The organism is Palaeococcus sp. (in: euryarchaeotes) (assembly GCF_053987695.1).
This window is the reverse complement of sequence record NZ_JBMXHE010000062.1, coordinates 1-21462: the sequence shown is the minus strand read 5'-3', so window position 1 is coordinate 21462 and position 21462 is coordinate 1. Positions and strand designations below refer to the sequence as shown.

Genomic DNA, 21462 nt, shown 5'->3' with positions numbered 1-21462 from the left:
GGCAATGATTAAAGGCGCCATCGCCACGATTCATCTTGATACCTTGAGGGTCGATTTTGACCCAGCTTTTAAATTTAGATGTGTTGATGGCTGTTCTAAATGCTGCACTGAACTCGATATTATTCTAAGGGATGAGGACATAATAAGGATCGAGGAGCTTGGATACAGCACCTGGGAGTTCGTTGATTATGATAAAATGTTCTACAGAGGAGATAAGTTTGTGGGATATGCACTGAAAAAAAGGCCCTTTGATGACGCATGCCCTTTTCTCGATGAAAATGGGAAATGTAAAATTTATGCCCATCGACCTCTAGCTTGCAAGCTTTATCCCTTTCTCTTGGTGAAACACGGGAATGTTATAGATGTTTATGTTAGGGATACGGATTGTCCGGGAATTAATGATCCCGAGGGTACTCCCGTTAATTATGCTTTCGTAATGGAATACTTTAAAGAAGTCGTAGAGGAGTATAGAAGGAAGATGGGATACGTTGGGGGACACTTCCACGGACAGAAAACCTAAAACCGAGGTTGGGGCATTAAGTTTTCTGCATTTGAGCACCTGAATAATGTTTAACAGGATTATTTTTCCAAAAATTTCCGTAAACATGGAAGCAGGCAACTTATATCGAACAAAATCCAAAAACTTAGACTTAAACACGCTAAAAAACGACTCAACCCCCTAAAACCGAAAAGCTTATAAATATCCCATGGTGAGTATGTATCGGCACGGCGGTCACAGCGGCGGGGCCACACCCGGACTCGTTTCGACCCCGGAAGTTAAGCCCGCCAGCGATCCCGGTTGTACTGCCTTCCGAGAGGGGGCGGGAAGCCGGGGACGCTGCCGGCCACTCAAAAATTCTTCTAAAGTTTTAGCACTCCCTCAAGAATGCACACTGCCTCTCCTCCTATCCGGATCTCATTCTCCTTGAGCTTAACATGAACCACGCCTTCCCTATTTAGAGCATGTCCTTGTTCAAAGGAATATTCCTCTTTAACGAGCTTATTGGTGAATTTTAAATATCCCGCTAGGGCTGCATTTGCTGTTCCCGTTACCGGGTCTTCTGGAACCCCAACCGCGGGTGCGAAGAATCTTACAGCATCATATTTTGAATCAAACGTATAAACGTGTATTCCAGCAATTCCATTTTCCTTCAGTATTTCGCAAGCTCATCAAATTTAGACCTCGCTCATATAGGGCTGATATTGGTTTTGAGCTTGTAAGCGGCCACTCAGGAAACTTAAATCAGTCACAATAATCCATCACCTTTTGAATCTTTGGCAGAAAAAGAGTGTAAAAATCATATCACGCCTTTCTTTTTTCAACTGGGAGTATTTCCTTAAAGCCCGTATAGTCCCAAAGTACTTTTGGTATCCTAACCGTGCCGTCCTCCTCTTGGAAGTTCTCAAGGATAGCCACTATGGCCCTTGACGTTGCTATTGCCGTCGAGTTAAGGGTGTGAACGAAACGTGGCTTCTCATTTGTTTTATCTCTAAACCTTATGTTTAATCTTCTGGCTTGCCACTCTGTACAGTTCGAACAGCTCACAACTTCTCTAAACTTCCCTTGGGCACACATCCAAGCTTCGATGTCATATTTTTTAGCCGCAACATATCCGAGATCACCAGTGCATATGTTAACGATTCTATAGGGAATCTCTAAAGCTTGGAATATCTCTTCCGCATTCTGTAAGAGCTTTTCATGCCATTCCCAGCTCTCCTCTGGTCTTGCATAAACGAACTGCTCCACTTTATGGAACTGGTGAACCCTAAAGATTCCTTTTGTATCTTTTCCAGCAGTTCCCGCTTCTTTTCTAAAGCACGGGCTTACACCTGCATATAAGAGGGGTAAATTCTTCCCATCCAAAATTTCATTGGCATGGAGTCCTGCCAAAGGATGTTCAGCCGTTGGGATTAGATATAGATCCTCTCCCTCGACTTTGTAAATTACATCCTCGAAATCATCAAACACTGTCGCTCCCTTCTCCACAAAGCTCCTGACCATGTAGGGAGGATTTATCACTATGAATCCTTTTTCCATGAGTCTGTCAAGGGCAAAGCGTATGAGGGCGAGATCCAGGATGACGAGCTCATTCTTCAGATAGTAAAAGCGAGCGCCGCTAACCTTTGCCGCTCTCTCCAAATCTGCTCCATCTATGATCGGCAGCAAATCGGCGTGAAGCTTTGGCTTCCATTCAATTATTTCATACTCCATTTTTCCTTGGCTTTGCTCAAGAAAGTTCTTCAGGTCTTCCCTGTAAACCTTTGCTTTGCCCCAGAACCTTATGGGCACATTTTCACTGTCGTCCTTCCCAATTGGGACACTCTCATGTGTTATATTTGGAAGACGCCATAGATAATAGTCGATTTTTTCCCTGATTGCGTCATTCTCCTTTTCAATCTCCGCTATTCTGCTGGCAAGCTCTTTGCTTTTCTTCATGAGTTCACCGGCGTCATATCCTGCTTTTTTCTTTTTGCCTATTTCCACGGCTATCCTGTTGCGTTCTCTCCTTAAGACATTTATCTGTCTCAAATTCTCCCTCCACTTTGCATCGAGTTCTAAAATTTCATCTATCCACTTGAGCTTCTCGATTTCCCCGCGCTTCAGAAGATCCGCTCTTACTACATCTGGAGTTTCACGAATGAGCTTCAAACTCAGCATGTCTTTCACCTAAGACTCTTAGAGGAACAAGCCCTTAAAACGTTTTTCTTACTCATTAGCTGCTGTTGGGATAACAAGAATAGTTCCACCAATAGCACATCAACGTAATAACCAAAGGCATTAGCATTAAAACAGTCCGGCTGCCCTCCTCTACAAGCCAACGATCGCCCTAATAACATGTAGTATGGCTCAGCAAGCATACGGATTATGCACGGGGCTATGTGATGTCTATGGCGGTAAATCTTTACACAAAAATTAGAGGAGAGTCTTTTGAGACTGTAGAGCTTTTTTCCGACCATTTTAATGAGCGTAGGGTCATCTGCAAGTTTTGAACTCTCAATAACGGCTTTTTTAAATGAAGCATATAAATTGAAGCTCTCCCGAGAAAAGATGGCTCTGCTTGCCCAAAAAGCTGAAGATGAATTTGTTGGGGTGCCATGTGGAATAGCGGATCCGTTTGCAATATGCTGTGGGAAGCCTCTTTCTGGATACTAAAAGTTTAAAGTACGAACATGTTCCCATACCAAAAGATATCCAAGTGATTGTCTTTTATACGGGTATAAAGAGAAAGCTGGCAACTTCTGTATATGCTGAGAGGAGAAGGATTGCGGAGGAGGTTCTAAAACGCATAGGGAAGGAATCCTCCAAGGATGTGTGTGAGGGGGACTTAAAAGGGCTTCCATCAATCCATAAGAGGAGGTTTGGATATATACTGAGGGAAAATGAGAGAGTTTTGAAGGCAAGGGATGCGCTGAGGGAGGGGGATATTGAGGAGCTGGGAAGGATTTTAGTTGAGGCACATGGCGATATCGCGAAAAATTACCATGTAAGCTGCGGCGAGCTGGATTATATCGTGAGAAAAGCATTGGAATTTGGGGCTTATGGTGCCCGTTTAACGGGAACTGGCTTTGGAGGGGCGAGTGTGATAATTGCGGATGAAGGGACGGCATCCGATGTGGCTAGGGAATTATTAAGGGCATATTCTAGGGCATTTAAGTGGAAAGCCAGATACTTCCTGGTGAAAGCTTCAGAAGGCGTTAAAGCCGAGATGGTATAATATGTTCCCTCGTATTTCAAGGCAACACCCAATCGCTGGAATTCTAAACTCAGATCTGTGACGACATGTTAATAAACTTTGATGCCAAAACATGAATGAATATAAACTACAAACTTTGTTTTAATCAATAGTTTGGTGGAATTTAATTGTCTTATAAAAAGTACGGACGTGATGATGGTGAGAAGAGGTTTGTTGCTGACCATTCTGGTTGGTCTCATGATGGTGGCACCCCTTGCAGGTGCTCATTTTGATCCGCCCGGCCCTCCTGCAATTCAGGTGAACGTCTATCTCCTTGGAGTTGCTCTTACTGAGGACATGGACGATGGGTGGAACGGCTATGCCGACATCGTGGGAAGTTATAAGGTGGAGCATAAGGGGCACGAGAGCAAAGATGGGAAAATCACCATGATATACTACGACTGGGACACCCTGAAGGGAAAGATGGGCTATATTCCCAAGAGACTGCTCTACAGTCATAAAGAATGCTCTCCAATGAATGAGATAACCCTTGAGGTGAGTTTGGAAGAGTATAACACGGTGTTTGCAAATGGTGAGATTGGATCAGGCTCGATGAAGATAACGAAGCCCGGTAAATACATCATAAATTCCGGAAAGGGGAAGGTTCTCATAGAGGTTAAGGTAACGCCGGCGGTTCTTGACTCCGAAAACTGCTCTTACTTCTACGATCAGCCGGAGAGTTATGCGAGCAGCATTGTGACGAGCTCTGGAGGCTATGTTTACGACTGGGAGCTAGCAAACATGATTAAGATGTGGATAGCCAACAGAACCGGCTATGCGAACATGGTCTTCATATTCAACCAGTGCTTCGGAGGAGGAATGATCGATGATCTCAAGGAGAAGCTAAAAGGCACGGGAGACGCGGCTTTTCTAGGTGCTTCCAGGCACGATGAGCCTTCATGGGGCTTGAAAGATGGGTATGACCCCAATACCTCCCCAAAGATCAAAGGAAAAGGGTTCGAAAAGCCGGAGGGATTTTATCCAAAGGAGGTAGGAGAAGAGCTTGAAAAGACGGGTAAAGATGCCCCCACAATGAAAGAGATAGCCAGAAAGGCTGAAAGGGAGGACATAAAAGGACCTTATGGTCTGTGGAAAAAAGATATCGAGCGGCCGCAATACACATCAATTGGAAGGGGAGACGACGTTAAAATAGGGAAAAGGGCGGATGGCACAGATGTGAAGAGCAAGCATGCCATCCTCTTTGCCGGAGATGCCGATAGCAAAAGGCACTGGAACAACCTCGATAGGGCATATAAAGCCCTCAAAAAACACGGCTTCACTGATGCTAATATAATAGCCCTGGCAGGAAATGGAAAGACAATGCCAAATGGCGCAAATGTCCCAGGATACATTGATGGGCCGGGAACAAAGAAGGCACTCTACGAGGCGATTGTAAACGTGAGCAAGAAGATGAACAAAGATGAGCAGCTCATATTCTGGGTTTCCGACCATGGGAACAGGGAGAGGATAGATCTCGCGGTTTTGAAGGAAATATTGGATCCGGTGAAAATGCCGATCCCCCCAAGAAAGACCGCAAAGAAGCCAGGGCAGGTTTCATGGGATCTTGATGATAAGTTTCTAAAAGCAATGGCGCTTGACCCCAACAACCAGCCCTATGTGAGCATACTCGTCGAGGCAACACCTGAAGTGATCGAGTACGGTGAATCTCTCTTTAAAAACATCGCGCTCTATGTGAACGGTGAAAGACTTGAGCTTGCCTTTGCTGAGCCCATCATTGCCTACGATGAGGAGCCCGATCTGGATGCCTTCGAACTTGTATATCCAACGGACGAAGCGGTTTTGCGCGGGGAAAACCTAATTGAAGTCGGATGGGGAGGAAATCCCGAGGAGTTCATGAAGTACCGCATAGTCGGGCTCATAATAAGCACGGGGGGCATAAATGAGCTCACTCCCGAAGTGATTGAACTCCCCTACGAGAAAACGCTATTTGAACTTTTAAAAGAATATGTCCCAATTTACAATGAGAATGCTGATACCTTGCCCGGGTTCATTAAAAGAATTGCTGGAAACGAGCGGATAGATCTTGAGATAGCGCTTGAAAACGGGAGCCTTCTCAACATAGGCGTCGTGACGGAAGGGGGGCGCATAGTGGAGTTTTCAAAGGGCAAAATCACAGAGCCAACGATGAGGGCGTGGACGAGCGAGGATGTTGCGAGGAGGGTTATAAGCTCGGAAGATCCCGTGAGCACTGGAGTAAACGCTCTAAAGATGGGAGAAATAAGATACAGCGGCGTTGGATTCAGGAGAACGCTGGGGGTCTTTGCGGTGAAGGTGGTCATAAAGGTGTACAGAGTTGTGGAGATCATAGGAGACCTTTTCGGCTGACTTTTTTTATTTTAACCGACTCCCAGCCGTGAACGGCGAGGGTTTTAACCACTCAATCCTGTTTTTGAGGAGAACCAATTTATGCATAGCTTTTTATCCTCCAATTTAACAAACATTCCAAAGGGAGAAATTGAGGAGGTACAATGTGAATCATGCGCAACCTTTTTATTCCTAGGTTTAGTAAATATTTAGAGGTGGGAACATGAAGGTGGGAATAGTATATGGAGAATCGAGCACGGATTATTTTACTTTCATTGTTGATCCCAAGAATATGCCCAATTTTGGAGAGTTCGTCGTTGTGAAGAACAGAAATGGCGAGGAAGTTCTGGCAGTCGTTAAAAGCGTGAGGAATATAAACTGGCTCATGAGTACGGGAAGGGGGAGCTACGATTATATAGAAAAGACGGTAAACGTTTTCTCAAAGGGTGTCCTTGACAAGAGCGAATCAATAATAGCGAGTGCCAAGGTTCTCGGCGTTTTAAAGACAAAGGAGGACATTGAGAATGAGGATTTTGAATTCAAACAGATCCCGAATAGAGTGCCCATAAAGCCAGGTGTGGAGGTAAGGCTTGCCAGAGATGATGACTTAAAGAAGATTTTCTCAAATGGCCATATAAGGATAGGAAGGCTGCTGGCGAGGAGCAGTGTTGAGGTTGGTCTCGATGTTAACAAGCTTGTTTCCCGGCATTTCGCCGTTCTTGCTGTTACAGGTGCGGGAAAATCAAACACGATAGCGGTGCTCACCAAAGAAATCATAGATAAAACCAACGGGACTGTGGTTATCCTGGATCCTCATGGGGAATACTCAACGCTCTCATGGAGAAATGCGAGGGTCAATCCCATAAAAGCCAGCATAGACCCCTCAAAGGTTAGCATAGGTGAGCTCGCAACTCTTCTGGGAATAGCAGAGAATGCGGCACTCCAAAGACGCTTCCTCAGTCTGGCGTACACCACGGTTATGGAGGAAGCAAAGCGGAGCGCAAAAGTGCTTGGAGGAATGTCATTCGTCGAGGCAATGGAGAACAAGATTGAGGAATGGATACGGACGTATGAGAATAAGGAAAAAGGGGAAGAGGCATTTATAGAATACTATGACTCCCAAGGAAAGTCCCTTCAGAGAAAGATACAATCCAGGGATTTAGATTCATTGATAAGGCTCAAGGACTACCTTCAGGAACTTAGAAGGAACTTCGGGGAGTTTATAAAACTTGGGAACATTCTCTCCGAAATAATCCCGGGAATGGTGAATGTCATAGACCTGAGCGGTATGGAAGAGGATCAAATGATTTCTCTCGCCTCCTATCTCTTAAGAGGAATTTTGAACTACCGCGTAAAATATATGAAAGCCGTTAGAACCAAGGATAGCGAAACTCTGGTGAGAATCGGAGAGAGATTTCCCGCTTTAACAAAACCCCTGCTGCTCGTGATTGAGGAGGCTCACATATTTGCACCGAGGGAGGGAAAAACTCAGGCTTCGCACTGGCTGGGTAAAATAGCAAGAGAAGGAAGGAAATTTGGAATAGGTCTTGGCATAGTATCCCAAAGACCCAAAAAGCTGGATGACGACATATTGAGCCAGACAAACACAAAGATAATCCTCCGTTTGGTAGAACCCCACGACCAGAGGTATGTGCAGCAGGCGAGCGAGCAGATAAGCGAGGATTTGCTCATGGACATAGCCTCCCTTGGAATAGGGGAAGCAGTCGTGGTGGGATATGCGATATCCCTTCCAGCCATGGTTAGGATATACAGCTTCAGAGATGAATTTGAGGGAACCTATGGTGGAGCCGACATAGATATAGTCAGGGAGTGGACGGGAGAAGAGGAAGAAGATGAGGATATTGACCTGTTAGATTTCGCCGGTGAGTGATATGAAGTTCGCCCACATAGCCGATGCTCATCTGGGAAGAGAGCAGTTCCAGCAGCCATTTAGATATGCGGATTATGTCGAGGCTTTTAGGAAAGCAGTTGAACGTTCAATAAGGGAAAATGTCGATTTTATACTTTTGACCGGAGATTTATTCCACGTGAGCAAGCCCTCCCCTAAGGCGATAAGGGATGCAATAGAGATTTTGAATCTGGCAAAGAAGAGGAATATACCTGTTTTTGCCATAGAGGGGAACCATGACAAAACGATAAGGGATACGTCCATATATGACCTTTTGGAGCATCTGGGCTTGATATACACCGTTGGAATTAAAAGGCGTCCCAGAGAGAATGAATTCCAGAGAAGCATCAAAAAGGGCAGTGCCTATCTCGTCTATGGAATCTTTGGGGACGTTGAAATCTATGGAATAAGACATCACAGCAGATGGCAGCTGGTGGGAAAGGATGGAAGAAGCAGGTTAAAGGCACTGTTTCACGGAAAGAGGAACTCAATTCTAATGCTGCATCAGGCAATCGATTATCTTGCGGAGGGAACGCCCTATCAGAATGCCTTCGATCTTCGGCTAAATGAGATTCCGGACGGCTTCTCCTATTACGCCTTCGGGCACATTCACATGAGGAGAGAGCTCGAAAGAAAGAAAAGCGGGTTTACGGGGGACATGATCTATCCGGGCTCACTTGAGAGGACGGAGATAAGAGAGGCGAGCCACAGAATAATATACGACAGGAGAATAAGGGCAATGGATTTAACGAGGAGCAATGAGAATTTTGGCCCCAATGCCAAGGGCTTCTATATCGTGGAAGATTTTGAGCCCGAATTTGTGGAGATAGAAACGAGGCCTTTCTACAGCATAACCATAAGGGGGAACTCGAAGGAGGAGCTCAGGAGAAAGATTGAGGACATCAGGAGCTATGTGGAGAGGGACAGCATAGCCATTTTAACTCTCGAAGGCATAGTTAAAGGGGGAATTCATGTAAGCGAGTTCTTCTCCCTCCTAGAAGATTGGGGGCTGGCTTACTACAACTTCAACAATAGAGTAACCTCCGAGGCAATATTAATTGACAGCAGTATTAAAGAGGAGGAATTCTTCACGGCATTTGAGAGAGAGCTTTTTGCCCAGCTTGCAGTGAATCCAAAGGAGTTCGGCAGAGATATCGAAGGCTTTGTCAGCTGGCTCTTCCAGATGTATGAGAAGCCGAAGGTAGAGGCAGAAAAGAAAGTTAAAATTGAGGAAGAGGAGCCGAAGGGAAAAGAGAAAACAGAAGAGAAAACAGAGAAAACAAAGGAAATAAAAGAAAAGAAAGTGAAGAAGCCTAAAAAAGCCCTTGGAACCCTGGATGTATGGATTAAGAAGGGGGGAGGGAAATGAGAGTCAGGCGGTTAAAAATAAGGAATTTTAGAGCTCATGAGAAATCATATGTTGAGTTCAGCGATGGGATAAATCTCATCATAGGGCAGAACGGAGCCGGCAAGAGCTCGATACTTGAGGCTATTTTTGCGGCTCTTTATCTCGGTCATGGGAGTTTCCCAAGGGGGTATAAGGATTTAAACATAAGAATGGGTACTAAAGGATTTGAACTGTCACTCGAATTTGAACACGGCGGAAAGAACTATGAGATAGTGAGAAAATCAGCCGGAGAGAGCTATCTGAAGGAGAATGGGCACATTCTCGCTGATAAGGACAGCGACATTGCAAGGTGGGTGGAACGCCATCTCTATCCCATCCACGTCTACAAAAATGCCCTCTACATAAGACAGGGCGAAATTGAAAGCATTCTCACGGATGAGAGCATAAGGGAGAAAGTCCTCAGAAAGGTTCTCGGGATTGAGGATTATGAAAACGCCGAGAAGAATGCTCAGGAGACAATTAAAGAGCTGAGACGGGAGAAAGGACATCTTGAAGGTATAATTCAAGGGGCTGGAAATGTTAAAGCTCAAATTGAAGAATCAGAAAAAAAGCTGAAAGAGATATTTAAAGCCATAAACGAGCTGAAAAAAGCAGAAAAAGAAATTAAAGAGAAATTTAGGGGGGTTTCCTCGAGATATAATGAGCTGAGGGAGAGGAAGGAGAGGATAGATGCTCTGGAAAAGGAGAAGCTTAAAATTGAAGGAGAGGTAAAGGAGATTCGAGAAGGGTTGAAACAGTTGAATGAGAGGATTAAGGAGCTCCAAAAGGAGATTGCAGAGTTAAAAAAGAGGGAAAAGCGTTTAAAGGATATTAAGTGGGTCGGGGAAGAGTATCAAAAACTCAGGAACCTGCTCCTTAAGAACGATGAAGTTCAGAAGGCAAAAATGGATCTTTCCAAACTCAAACAGGAGCTTAAAGGCATTGACGAGCAGATTAAAGAGCTTGAGGGGAGAGAGAAGGAACTCAGGGAAAAAACTCTTGAATACGAGGAAAAGGTGAAACTCTACAGGGAGCTCAAGCCTCTGGTGGAGGAATACGAGAGGGCTAAGCAGCTTCTGGCCGAGAAAGATAAGTACGAGAAGGAGCTTGAAAAGGCAGGCTATACCAGGGAGAGTCTTCTCAAGGATCTTGAAAAAATTGAGAGGGCAAAGAAACGATTGAATGAGGTTGAAGAAGAAATAGCAAAGATCAGGGAAGAAGTTGGGGGCATGAAGAGGCTTGAAGAACAGCTGAAGGAGAACCTCTCAAAGCTCGAGGGAGCGAGGGAGTGTCCTCTCTGCAAGCGTCCCATCGAGGAGCACGATGAGGAGGAAATCCGGGAGGAATACGAGAGGGAGTTTGAAAAGATAGGGAAACAGAGAATCAACTTGGAGAAAAAACTTGAGAGGCTTACCAAGGAGAAAACCAAACTAGAAAAGGAGAGGCAGAGAGAAAGGAAGCTGATAAGGATCCAGAAAACTCTTGAATACCTCGAAAAGGTGGAAAAAGAGCTCGAATCCTATGACATCAAAACCCTCGAAGCTAAATCCAGGGAGTTTGATGAAGTTAAAAATGCAGCTATAGGGCTTAAAAAAGAGATGGATGGACTCAAAAAAGATGTTGAGAAGCTTGAAAGCCTCAAACTCCGGAAAAGGAGCATTGGAGAAAGCATAAGAGAAGTTAACTCAAAAATAGAGACAATCATGGAGGAGCTATCGAAGAAAGGATTCCCCTCATTTGAGGAGGTCAAAAAGAGAATGGAGGAAATTGAACCTCTCCACAGGGAATACATTCAGCTCAAGGGCGTTCCCTCAGAAATTGAATTAAAGGAGAAAAGATTGGAAAAGCTCGAAAAGGAGAAGGCTATGAAAAGTGGAAGAGCCAAGGAGCTCAAGGAGAAGCTGGAAGAGATCACGAAAGAGCTGACTGCACTGGAAAAGGAGTTCTCCGAGGAAGAGTTCAAAGAGGTTGAAAAAGAACATTTTGAGCTTTCTAAGGAGATCCCAAGGGTCAAAGCGGAAATTAAGGGTCAGGAGCACCTCAAAGAAGAGATAACAAAGCACCTGGAGGAGCTAAGAGGGAAGCTCAAGGAAGTTGAAAAAGCGAGGGAGAGGATAAAGCTGATCGATAAAATCATGGGCGATATGAAGGTTTTGAGGGAGAAGCTCATTAAATTTAAGGCGGAAGCCGAGAGGAGGGGACTTGAAGAGGTTGAAAAGCTGGCAAGTGAGCTCTTTTCGGATATGACGGAGCGTAAATATCAGGGAATCAAGATAATAAGAAAGAAGATTTATGGGAAGGAGAGGATAAGAATAGGAGTGCTGTATCAGGGAGAGGAAAAGGATGTGGAGTTCCTGAGCGGTGGTGAGAGGATTGCCCTGGGTCTCTCATTCAGGCTTGCTCTATCAATTTACAAGGTTAGAAACATGGAACTCCTTATCCTGGATGAGCCAACACCGTTTCTGGATGAAGAGAGGAGGAAGAAGCTCATAGATATAATCTCACAGCATTTGAGGAAGATCCCCCAGGTCCTCATAGTTTCCCATGATGAGGAGCTCAAAGATGCGGCTGATTATGTGATAAGGGTCGCTCTCGTTGGAGGAAAAAGCAATGTAGAGGTGGAGAGCCTTGCCGCGTATTAGCGAAAGCCATCTTGAGGAAGTAAAGCGATATCTTGACTTTCAGCTCGGCAAGATTGAGACTCTAAAGAGACTTGTGCTTGAAAAGGGATACTCATGGGTGAACTTTCCGGAACCAAAGAAAGGGAAAGTTTATGCGGTTGATGGGAGCAGGATGATTAAGAGGCTGAGCGGTGCGATAATCTATGCTGTATCTTCCGTCGCAATAGGAGAAGACCTCCTCCAGTGGCATGAGATAGGGCTCGTTTCCCCATACAAGCACGTTGATGAAAGGATAAGACTCCACATGGAAACCCTTGAGAGCAGAATCGGGGCGATGACAAGAGATATAAAAGGCGCCGACCTGATTCTAATGGATGGGACTCTAAGCGGTTCAATTGCAAGACCTCCCGCTTATATAAACGGCACTTCAAAGGAACTTTATGAAGGAAACAAAATAGATTTCCTTGACACACTCAGGGCATTTTTAGAGCTCCTTGAAGGAGAATGGGAAAGGTGGAAAGAGGAGCTTGAAAAGGGTGCGCTCATAAATCACTCCACGATAATAGCCAGGAGGGAAAATCTGTTTGAATATCTAAAGGAAAGAACGCTAGATCCCTCTTTTATTGGCGAAATTGAACAGGACCCAACCCACAGGGAGAATCTTGTGATATTCCTTGAATATGTGGAGTACCTCCATGCCCTTGACAAGCTTCTGGGAGGGCAGGTGGCATTCATAGCGAAGACCTTTTACACAGATGATGTCGTTAGGAGTGCCACGGCAGATAAAGAGGAGCATGCTTTAATGCCCGACGTTCCCATACTGGACGCCATATCAAAGGAGAGGGGCTATTTCCCCTTCGAATACCACAGGAATGAAAAGGGGATAAAATGGAGTCTTCCCGAACCCATAAAAAAGCTTCAGAGGGAAGGATACCTAAGGAATATAGCAGAACTTTTTAAAAAGGAGCCGGCAGGTGCCATCACGCCCGCCTATGTGAGGTTCGTAAATGGCGGTGTCGTATACCTTATGGAGACCTTGAATCTGGATGAAGAGCTCTTGGGACTTATACTCGGGGTTTCGGAGGATGAATATGTAATTCCCCTGGAATATGCCCACCACAGTGTCGTCATCAAAAAGCAGGAGTTTGACACATATGTGGACTCAATAGTGAATGCTCTCGTTGGAGAGGATGAAAGATATCTGAGTTTTCTCCGCTATGGACGGGAGCCACTGGAGTGAGTGGGATGCTCGTGGAGTTTTATGCAAGCGAAGCCCTCATGTGCCCGAAAAGGGTTTATTACAGGCTCAAGGGATACCCACCCAGATGGCCTCTGAACGTCAGGATTCGCCTTCAACAGGGGGTTAGGGTGCACAGCAAGCTTGGAGAGATTCTAAAGAGGCGCTTCAATTATGAGCTTGAGAAGCATATGGTTCTTAAAGCTCCGCGCTTGGGCTTTGAAATCCACGGCAGGATAGATGCCTTCAAGGATCACCCAATTGAAATCAAGGGCAAGACCAGCGTCCCAAGGGAGCCCTATGAGTACCATCTCGCACAGCTCAACATATATATGAGGTGGGCCAATGCGGAGTGGGGATATCTCTACTATGTGCGGCTCGGAAACGAGGAGAAGAGGATTCAAAAGATGGATTTCTCAAAGTTTCCCCTTATTGAAGGGGTCGGGGTTAAAGCCTTTGAAATCCCCTATGATAAGAGGCTCTTCCACCAGACCCTCAGAGAGTTCTACAGCATAAAGAAGCATTATGAAAAGGAAAAGCCCCCCAGAGGGTGGGATAACTTTATGTGTAAATACTGTCCCTACTATTACCTGTGCTATCCGGATGGAGAGCTCTAAATGCGTCTCCACTTTAAATCTCCTTCAACGACAGCTTCTATTTTTCCGCTGTTGTAGAGCTCGGCTATGAATGCTCTAATGGGGACCTGATTGAGAGCCAGTGCCTGTGGAGTTATATTGACTCCAAAATCATTGGCGAGTCTGTAGCTCAGCTCACTTATGCTTAGTGGTTCTTTTAGAAATTTCAAAATTTTTTCTTCGGTTTCTTCGATTCTTTTTAAGTTGAAGTCCAGGATCTCCAGTGCCTCTTCACCCTTCACACTCCGCCCATGGGAGGGAATTATGAGGAATTCATCATTTACATAATTCTTTAATTGTGTAATTGAATTTTTAAATAACTGCACATCGACGAGATATGGCACCCCTATGTTCCTGATGAGTCGCTCCCCAAAAAAACTGTCTCCTGCATACAAAACTCCATTATCCTCATCCAAAAAGCCCGTCATTCCAGGGGAGTGTCCATTTAGCTTCAATGTCTTGAGACCAAACAGCTCTTCCCCCCACTCAAATACTGCATGGGCTTTGACCTCCCTCTCAAACTGATAGACGAGAAAGCCTTTAGGCGCCTTCGAGCCAAAGGTAAGCAGCTCCCTGTTTAATGGGCTTTCTACCACAGAAAACTCAAAGCGATGCACAAAGAGGGGTTTTTCAAGTCTGGGCACAATGCTTATATGATCAGCGTGTCCGTGAGTGGCCAGGAGAAATTTTATCTCTACACCAAGCTTCCTAACTTCCCTCCTCAAATCCTTATGTCTCTTGCTGCCGTTTCCGGGATCAATCAGAAAGGCTTTACCTTCAAAGATCTTGATCATTGTGGAGGGACTTCCCGGATATAAATACAGATCTTCACCTAATTTTCTCAGCGCCATAAAACCACCAAAAGAATTTGAAAGTCATTGTATTTTAAGATTTGGTACTGTTAGGATAATTATAACATGCCTGACAGATAGTGTAGTTTTATTCTCTTTTACGAGCATTATCAAAAGCCCTAACAGTATCTTAAGATTTTGAGTTAAAGGTAGAGTTAGAGCTTGAGCTTGAAGAGGTCCGAGCGAGTTATAATCCCCACGGGAATTCCCTGTCGGTTTTGAACAATTACTGCGGGATGCTCCTCAAGGAGATACTTAACAATTTCCAAGTCATCCTTCTCGCTTACTATGGGGAATGGCTCATCCATGACCTCCATGGCTTTCCTTTCATATACATCCTCAAAATCCATGCTTTTTCGAACTAGGGATCTCTCCGTAATACTCCCTACGACTTTGCTTCCTGCAAGAACCGGAACCTGGGAAATGTTATTTTCATTCATGAGCTTTATGACTTTCTCCACTTTTTCATAGGGCTTCACGCCTATTATGGGGCTGGACATGATGGTTTTTGCCTTTATCTTGCTTTTTTTGCAGCTTATAAGAGCTTCCAGTATCCTGTTAAAAGTGGAAAGCCTTGGATCAACTTTTCCATTCTCAAGCTTAGCTATATATGCCTGAGTAACCCCCGCCCTTTTTGCGAGCTCTTCCTGTGTAATCCCAAGCTCCTTTCTAATCCTCTTTATCTCCCTGGGATCTATGGGTCTGGGAAGCACCACCATAAATAACCCTCGGTTATAATACGCCATCAAAATTAATAAATCTTTCCTTGATAACCATGGGTTATGTTTTTCCAAGATAATCATGCCGAAAAATATATAAAGCCTTCAACCGAGCTATGTACGTAAAAGTCCATAGGTGATGATCATGGAGGAGATAAAGAGGAATATAGTTGTGGAGGAGCTCTACAAGACCCCTGTGGAGATGCAGAAGGTCGAACTTGTCGAAAGGAAAGGAATTGGACACCCGGATAGCATTGCGGACGGTATTGCAGAGGCTGTGAGCAGGGCGTTGAGCAGGGAGTACATAAGGAGATACGGCATCATACTGCACCACAACACGGATCAGGTTGAAGTGGTTGGAGGAAGGGCTTATCCAAGGTTTGGCGGTGGAGAGGTAATAAAGCCCATTTACATTCTCCTCTCGGGGAGGGCAGTTGAGCTTGTGGATAGGGAACTATTTCCGGTTCATGAAGTGGCAATAAAGGCCGCAAAGGATTATTTGAGGAGGGCTGTCAGGCACTTAAACATAGATGAACACGTGGTTATAGACTCAAGAATTGGACAGGGAAGTGTTGATCTCGTTGGTGTTTTCAACAAGGCAAAGGAGAACCCAATTCCCCTCGCCAACGATACATCATTCGGTGTTGGTTTTGCTCCCCTGAGTGAGGTGGAGAAGATAGTCTATGAAACGGAAAAAATGCTGAACAGTGAGGACTTCAAGAGGAGATATCCCGCTGTGGGTGAAGATATAAAGGTTATGGGGCTTAGAAAGGGAGATGAGATAGACCTGACAATTGCTGCGGCAATGGTTGATAGTGAGCTCCAAACCCCGGCAGAATACCTTGAGGTCAAGCAGGCGGTTTATGAGGAGGTTAAGGGGATTGTGCAGGCTCACACTGAAAGAAAGGTTAACATTTTCATAAACACTGCCGATGATCCTGACAGGGACATATACTACATCACGGTAACCGGAACTTCTGCCGAATCTGGAGACGATGGAAGTGTTGGAAGAGGGAACAGGGTAAATGGTTTGATAACACCCAACAGATACATGAGTATGGAGGCAGCTGCAGGAAAGAATCCAGTTTCCCATGTTGGTAAGATTTACAACATTTTAGCGAACTTCATAGCTAGAGACGTCGCGGAGAAGGTTGAGGGTGTTGAGGAGGTTTATGTTAGGATACTGAGCCAGATAGGGAAGCCAATTGATAGGCCGCTCGTAGCAAGCCTCCAGATAATACCAAAGAAGGGCTACACGATTGAGAAAATAAGAAAACCAGCGTATGAAATAGCAGACGAATGGCTTGTCAACATAGTTAAAGTCAGGGAGATGGTTATCAACGGCAGGATAGATGTCTTTTGATTTTTAAATTAAAAGAAAAGGAATTAAACGGCAACTTTCCTCATTTTTTCTTGTTTTAAGATTCTGAGAATTCTGGCTTCCTCAGCGAGGATTTTCTCTTTCTGTTTCTTCACGATTTCCAATCTTTTTTCAAGAAGCTTTGCTTCCTCCATAAAACCACCTAGAGATAAAAGGGGTTCAATGTATATAAATTTTTCGTTCAATGCCATATTTAATTTCGTCAATTGTCTATGCAAAAAACCATACATTTAAAAGGCACGTATATTAAAAATATTCCGGTGAAGAAATGATAATCTCAATAAGTGGAACCCCCGGAGTGGGGAAAACTACAATCGCCAGGATTCTTGCAAAAAGACTGGGATATGAATACGTGAGCCTTAAGGACTTTGCCCTTAGGCATGGAATCGGGGAAATGGTGGAAGAGCTGGAAATAGATGTGGAGAAACTTGTAAAAGCTACCAAGAGGGAGTTTGAGGACAGGAACGTGGTTTTTGATGGACACTTAAGCCACCTGATTCCCTCGGATCTCGTTATAATCCTGCGCCTCCATCCCAGGATCATAGGGGAGAGGCTCTTGAGGAGGGAATACTCAAAAAAGAAGGTAAGCGAAAATGTTGAAGCAGAGCTCGTTGATGTGTGTTTGATAGAAGCCATTGAAAACAACGAAAACATTATAGAGGTGGACACCACAGACAAAACTCCCGAAGAAGTTGTGGGGGAAATTTTAAAGCTCATGAAAGCGGGTGTTAAAAGGAGAATCGGGATTGTGGACTGGAGTGAAGTTTATGATGACGTTATTCCATACTTAGATCTGGGAGGTGAGTGAGATGGGCCTCGGAATGTGGCTCAGAACGGGATTTTTAATGGCGGTCCTGACGGGAATTTTAATGGCTATAGGCTATTTCCTTGGAAGCGAGAGTGGAATGTTCCTAGCATTTATCTTTGCCCTTGGTATAAACTTCTTCAGCTACTGGTACAGCGATAAAATCGTTTTGACATGGTACCGGGCGAGGATACTCGACCCAATGGAGGCTCCCGAGCTGTATGAAATGGTCGAAGGGCTCGCAAATGAAGCGGGCATACCAACTCCAAAGATCGCTTTAGTCCCAACGGACGTTCCAAATGCCTTCGCAACGGGAAGGAATCCCAAACATGCCGTTGTTGCTGTGACACAAGGATTACTAAGGATTTTAAACAAAGATGAGCTTGAGGGAGTTATATCCCATGAGTTAAGCCATATTAAAAACAGGGATATCCTAATCCAGACCTTTGCCGCAGCACTTGCGGGAGCGATAATGATGATCGCAAGATGGCTGGGATGGATGGCATGGTTTGGAGGCGTTGGAGGAAGGGACAGGGATGAGGGAGGAAACATTTTGGGTGCTCTGGCAATTGCAATCCTTGCTCCCCTTGCGGCTATGTTGATACAGGCGGCAATAAGCCGTTCAAGGGAATATCTAGCCGATGAAACGGGTGCAAAGATAAGCGGAAAGCCATGGGCACTAGCGAGCGCTCTCGAAAAAATTGAAACCTATGTGTCAAGGAGACCCCTAAAGGGTGGAAACCCTGCAACGGCACACATGTTCATAATAAATCCCTTCAGAGGGGTGAACCTCGCCACGCTCTTTGCAACGCATCCCCCGACGGAGAAAAGGATAGAAAGGCTAAGGAAGATAGCTCAGGACATGGGTATGTACTTCTGATTCTCTTTATTTTGGGTCTTATATGAGACCAAGCACGCCCTTTCTTTTGATAAGGCTTTTATAGTTCTAAAATATTCTTTACTTTGGTGGTCACCATGAAGGTAGTTGTAATTGGCTCGGGAACCGCTGGGAGCAATTTTGCGCTCTTTGCAAGAAAGGTAGATAGAAAAGCGGAAATTTTGGTTATAGGCAAGGAAAGAACGATGCAATATTCTCCATGCGCCCTTCCCTTTGTCCTGAGCGGAAGAATAGAAAAGCTTGAGAACATAGTTGTCTTCCCCGGGGAGTTCTACAAAAGGCAGAGGATAGATATGATGCTTGAAACAGAGGTTAAGGAGATCGACAGGGAAAGGAAGGTTGTAATAACGGATAAAGGAGAGGTATCCTATGACAAACTCATTCTGGCCGTGGGCTCAAGGGCTTTCGTGCCTCCGATAAGAGGAGTGGATAGCAAGGGAGTTTTTACCCTGAAGAGCATGGAAGATGTCTCAAGGATACAGGCGTATCTGAAAGAGAGAAATCCCAAAAAAGCCGTGGTAATTGGAGCGGGTCTTATAGGTTTGGAAGGTGCCGTTGCCTTCAGAGAGCTTGGACTCGAAGTGCTCGTCGTGGAACTCCTCCCTCACCTGCTCCCGACCATGCTCGATAAAGACATGGCTTCAATAGTCCAGAAGCACCTTGAGGAAAAGGGAATCAAGTTTAAATTCGGCGTTGGTGTTAGTGAAATAGTCGGGGATCCTGTGAAAGGCGTTAAAATTGGAGAAGATGAAATAGAGGCAGATTTGGTTCTCGTTGCAACTGGAGTTAGAGCAAACACGGATTTAGCCAAAAAAGCGGGGCTTGAAGTGAACAGAGGCATAATTGTAGATGAGTACCTAAGGACAAGCGACCCCGATATTTACGCCATTGGAGACTGTGCCGAAACCTTCGATGCTATTACTGGCAAGAGAACACTCAGTCAGCTGGGAACAACGGCGGTTAGGATGGCTAAGATTGCTGCCATAAATGCCCTTGGCGGCGAGGAGAAATTTAAACCCGTTTTTAACACGGCGATCACAGAGCTCTTCGACCTTGAAATAGGAACCTTTGGAATGACACAGGAAAGGGCCGAAAAGGAAGGCATCAAGGTCGCGGTCGGAAAGTTCAGGGGCTCAACAAAACCCGAATACTATCCGGGAGGAAAGCCAATAACGGTTAAATTAATCTTCGGCATGGATAAGAAGCTCATAGGAGCACAGATAGTCGGCGGCGAAAGGGTGTGGGGAAGAATAATGGCTCTGAGCATGGCAGCTCAAAAGGGTGCCACCCTTGAGGATGTGGCATATGCAGAAACCGCCTATGCACCACCGATAAGCCCGACCCTGGACCCAATAAGCATCGCCGCAGAGATGGCACTAAGAAAATTTAAATGAAGGGATCACTCGTTCCCTTCCTCCTTTTTGAGTGCCTCAAGCTTTGGAATAAGATTTTCGATGATCTCCATGAAGGCTTTTGATGCCTGGCTTTCCTCATTGAGGACTATTGGGATGCCCAGATCACTTGCTTCCCTGGCTTTTAAGTCAATCGGGATTTTCCCAAGGAAGTCAACACCCTCTTTCTTGGCGAGCTTTTCACCGCCGCCCTTACCAAAGATATCTATTTCATTGCCACAGTGCGGGCATATGAGGTAGCTCATGTTTTCGATAACGGCGATGTAAGGAACATTCATCTGCTTCATCATGTTCACAGCTTTTCCAGTGTCCAAAAGCGCAACTTCTTGGGGAGTGGTCACTATTATAGCAGCGTCGAGATTTATGCTCTGGATTACGGTTAAAATTTGATCTCCTGTTCCTGGTGGAAAGTCTATTACCATGAAGTCAAGGCTTCCCCACTTCACATCTCCCAAAAGTTGCTTAACTGCCTTTGTAACCAGCGGGCCACGCCATATGATTGGCTGGTCTTCACCCACGAGAAAGCCCATGCTCATTACTTTTATTGGGGTCGTCTGTCCCATGAAGTCATTCATAGGAGGAATCATTTCAAAGCGTCCATCATCAAGCTTCTCCGCCAGAACCTGCTCCTTATCAACACCGAGCATTTTGGCTACGTTCGGGCCGTGGACATCCGCATCGAGAACTCCAACGAAAAATCCCTTCTTAGCCAGAGCAGTTGCGAGATTCACGGCTACCGTTGATTTTCCAACACCGCCCTTACCACTTAAAACAGCTATTTTGTATGTCCACTCCTTCTGTTTTTCCTTAATTCTCTGGGTGAGAGGGTCAGCCCCCAAACCCCCTATATTCAATGTTGGAGGAGTCTTAACGGTCATGACAATCACCTCATTTATAGTATTTCATATGAAAATCCGATAAGGAGCTTATAAGCTTTGTCCTAAAATAAGACAATACTGGGCAAAAATGAGTAATAAAAAGAGGAAGCTCATGGAAGGGTTACTTCGACACCCAAAACCTTCCACATAGCTTTAATCTGCTCTTTCATTTCCTGTATGGCTTCTGGCTTCTTGAAGAGGTGCTTGAATCTTCCCTGCATTCTTAGATAATCCTCCAATGGCTTTTTGAATGTTATAGCTACTATTTTTCCACCTTCGCGCTTGACCTTTGCCCCTCCTCCGGGAGCCTGTATTTTTATGTTGTGGAAGTCACCATTTTCAATTTCGAAGAGTGGCCATACTCCTGTTTCTATTGCAAGTCTCGCCAGCTCTACACCTTTCTCCAGTGGACTCTTCCACCCTGTCGGGCAAGTACAGTGTGCTTGAATAAAAGCGGGCCCATCAACTGCTGCAGCCTTTTTAACTTTTCTTACAAGGTCAAGGGCATTTCCAACACTCGCTGTTGCCACATATGGAACCTGATGAGCTGCAGCTATGAGAGCCACCCATTTCTTTGGTTTGTCTTCTCCTATTGAATATGTCCCCGGGGGTGAAGTAGTTGTCCATGCGCCATAGGGCGTGGAGCTTGATCTCTGGATTCCCGTGTTCA

General features: G+C 45.1%; 17 protein-coding genes, 1 rRNA gene and 2 pseudogenes. 13 read left to right on the top strand and 7 right to left on the bottom strand.

Features of this window, described 5'->3' with window-relative positions; translation table 11 throughout:
* Window positions 1-4: 4 nt before the first annotated feature.
* Window positions 5-520, top strand: coding sequence for a YkgJ family cysteine cluster protein (locus ACXJGZ_RS05390; RefSeq protein ID WP_456321408.1), 516 nt, complete (start codon window positions 5-7; stop codon window positions 518-520).
* A 205-nt stretch (window positions 521-725) separates the two neighbouring features.
* Window positions 726-847, top strand: a 5S ribosomal RNA gene (rrf, locus tag ACXJGZ_RS05385).
* A 14-nt stretch (window positions 848-861) separates the two neighbouring features.
* Here the strand turns inward: rrf and ACXJGZ_RS05380 are convergent.
* Window positions 862-1140, bottom strand: a complete 279-nt coding sequence (locus tag ACXJGZ_RS05380) for a PhzF family phenazine biosynthesis protein (protein ID WP_456398504.1) — start codon at window positions 1138-1140, stop codon at window positions 862-864.
* A gap of 163 nt (window positions 1141-1303) precedes the next feature.
* Entirely contained in the window at window positions 1304-2659 is a 1356-nt protein-coding gene (gene serS / locus ACXJGZ_RS05375; protein ID WP_456398502.1) for a serine--tRNA ligase, read from the bottom strand.
* Between the two features lie 188 nt (window positions 2660-2847).
* Here serS and ACXJGZ_RS05370 point away from each other — a divergent pair.
* The 7 genes and pseudogenes from ACXJGZ_RS05370 to cas4 all read left to right on the top strand — a co-directional run.
* Window positions 2848-3716, top strand: a pseudogene (locus ACXJGZ_RS05370) (GHMP family kinase ATP-binding protein); the annotation flags it as partial.
* Between the two features lie 171 nt (window positions 3717-3887).
* Window positions 3888-6080: a hypothetical protein gene (locus ACXJGZ_RS05365; protein ID WP_456398486.1), complete on the top strand. Its 2193-nt coding sequence runs from the start codon at window positions 3888-3890 to the stop codon at window positions 6078-6080.
* A gap of 202 nt (window positions 6081-6282) precedes the next feature.
* Window positions 6283-7950, top strand: coding sequence for a helicase HerA-like domain-containing protein (locus ACXJGZ_RS05360; RefSeq protein WP_456398484.1), 1668 nt, complete (start codon window positions 6283-6285; stop codon window positions 7948-7950).
* Between the two features lies 1 nt (window position 7951).
* The gene (locus ACXJGZ_RS05355) at window positions 7952-9337 is read left to right on the top strand and encodes a metallophosphoesterase family protein (RefSeq protein ID WP_456398482.1); all 1386 of its coding nucleotides are present in this window, start codon (window positions 7952-7954) and stop codon (window positions 9335-9337) included.
* Window positions 9334-11997, top strand: a complete 2664-nt coding sequence (gene rad50 / locus ACXJGZ_RS05350; RefSeq protein WP_456398480.1) for a DNA double-strand break repair ATPase Rad50 — start codon at window positions 9334-9336, stop codon at window positions 11995-11997. Before ACXJGZ_RS05355 ends, rad50 begins: the two co-directional genes overlap by 4 nt.
* The gene (locus ACXJGZ_RS05345) at window positions 11984-13216 is read left to right on the top strand and encodes a DNA double-strand break repair nuclease NurA (protein WP_456398478.1); all 1233 of its coding nucleotides are present in this window, start codon (window positions 11984-11986) and stop codon (window positions 13214-13216) included. Before rad50 ends, ACXJGZ_RS05345 begins: the two co-directional genes overlap by 14 nt.
* A 5-nt stretch (window positions 13217-13221) precedes the next feature.
* Window positions 13222-13830 carry a CRISPR-associated protein Cas4 gene (gene cas4, locus ACXJGZ_RS05340; RefSeq protein ID WP_456322015.1) on the top strand — a complete coding sequence of 203 codons (609 nt, stop codon included), beginning with the start codon at window positions 13222-13224 and terminating at the stop codon, window positions 13828-13830.
* On the opposite strand, the gene ACXJGZ_RS05335 is transcribed toward cas4, so the two are convergent.
* A complete protein-coding gene (locus ACXJGZ_RS05335; RefSeq protein ID WP_456398475.1) occupies window positions 13827-14699 on the bottom strand; it encodes an MBL fold metallo-hydrolase in 873 nt (290 codons plus the stop codon). The two genes, cas4 and ACXJGZ_RS05335, sit on opposite strands and share 4 nt — an antisense overlap.
* A gap of 155 nt (window positions 14700-14854) precedes the next feature.
* Entirely contained in the window at window positions 14855-15418 is a 564-nt protein-coding gene (locus ACXJGZ_RS05330; RefSeq protein ID WP_456322013.1) for a CBS domain-containing protein, read from the bottom strand.
* A 145-nt stretch (window positions 15419-15563) separates the two neighbouring features.
* On the opposite strand from ACXJGZ_RS05330, the gene ACXJGZ_RS05325 reads away from it, so the two are divergent.
* On the top strand, window positions 15564-16781 hold the full coding sequence (locus tag ACXJGZ_RS05325; RefSeq protein WP_456322012.1) for a methionine adenosyltransferase: 1218 nt from the start codon (window positions 15564-15566) through the stop codon (window positions 16779-16781).
* A gap of 23 nt (window positions 16782-16804) precedes the next feature.
* Here the strand turns inward: ACXJGZ_RS05325 and ACXJGZ_RS05320 are convergent, their stop codons facing one another.
* The gene (locus ACXJGZ_RS05320; RefSeq protein ID WP_456322011.1) at window positions 16805-16933 is read right to left on the bottom strand and encodes a hypothetical protein; all 129 of its coding nucleotides are present in this window, start codon (window positions 16931-16933) and stop codon (window positions 16805-16807) included.
* A 134-nt stretch (window positions 16934-17067) separates the two neighbouring features.
* On the opposite strand from ACXJGZ_RS05320, the gene ACXJGZ_RS05315 reads away from it, so the two are divergent.
* From ACXJGZ_RS05315 to ACXJGZ_RS05305, 3 genes are all read left to right on the top strand, one after another.
* On the top strand, window positions 17068-17607 hold the full coding sequence (locus tag ACXJGZ_RS05315) for an adenylate kinase family protein (RefSeq protein WP_456322010.1): 540 nt from the start codon (window positions 17068-17070) through the stop codon (window positions 17605-17607).
* Between the two features lies 1 nt (window position 17608).
* Window positions 17609-18484, top strand: coding sequence for a zinc metalloprotease HtpX (locus ACXJGZ_RS05310; protein WP_293256854.1), 876 nt, complete (start codon window positions 17609-17611; stop codon window positions 18482-18484).
* A 95-nt stretch (window positions 18485-18579) separates the two neighbouring features.
* Window positions 18580-19896, top strand: coding sequence for an NAD(P)/FAD-dependent oxidoreductase (locus tag ACXJGZ_RS05305; RefSeq protein WP_456322009.1), 1317 nt, complete (start codon window positions 18580-18582; stop codon window positions 19894-19896).
* 5 nt (window positions 19897-19901) lie between these two features.
* On the opposite strand, the gene ACXJGZ_RS05300 is transcribed toward ACXJGZ_RS05305, so the two are convergent.
* A complete protein-coding gene (locus tag ACXJGZ_RS05300) occupies window positions 19902-20792 on the bottom strand; it encodes an Mrp/NBP35 family ATP-binding protein (protein WP_456322008.1) in 891 nt (296 codons plus the stop codon).
* 110 nt (window positions 20793-20902) lie between these two features.
* A pseudogene (locus ACXJGZ_RS05295) lies at window positions 20903-21462 on the bottom strand (pyruvate ferredoxin oxidoreductase); the annotation flags it as partial.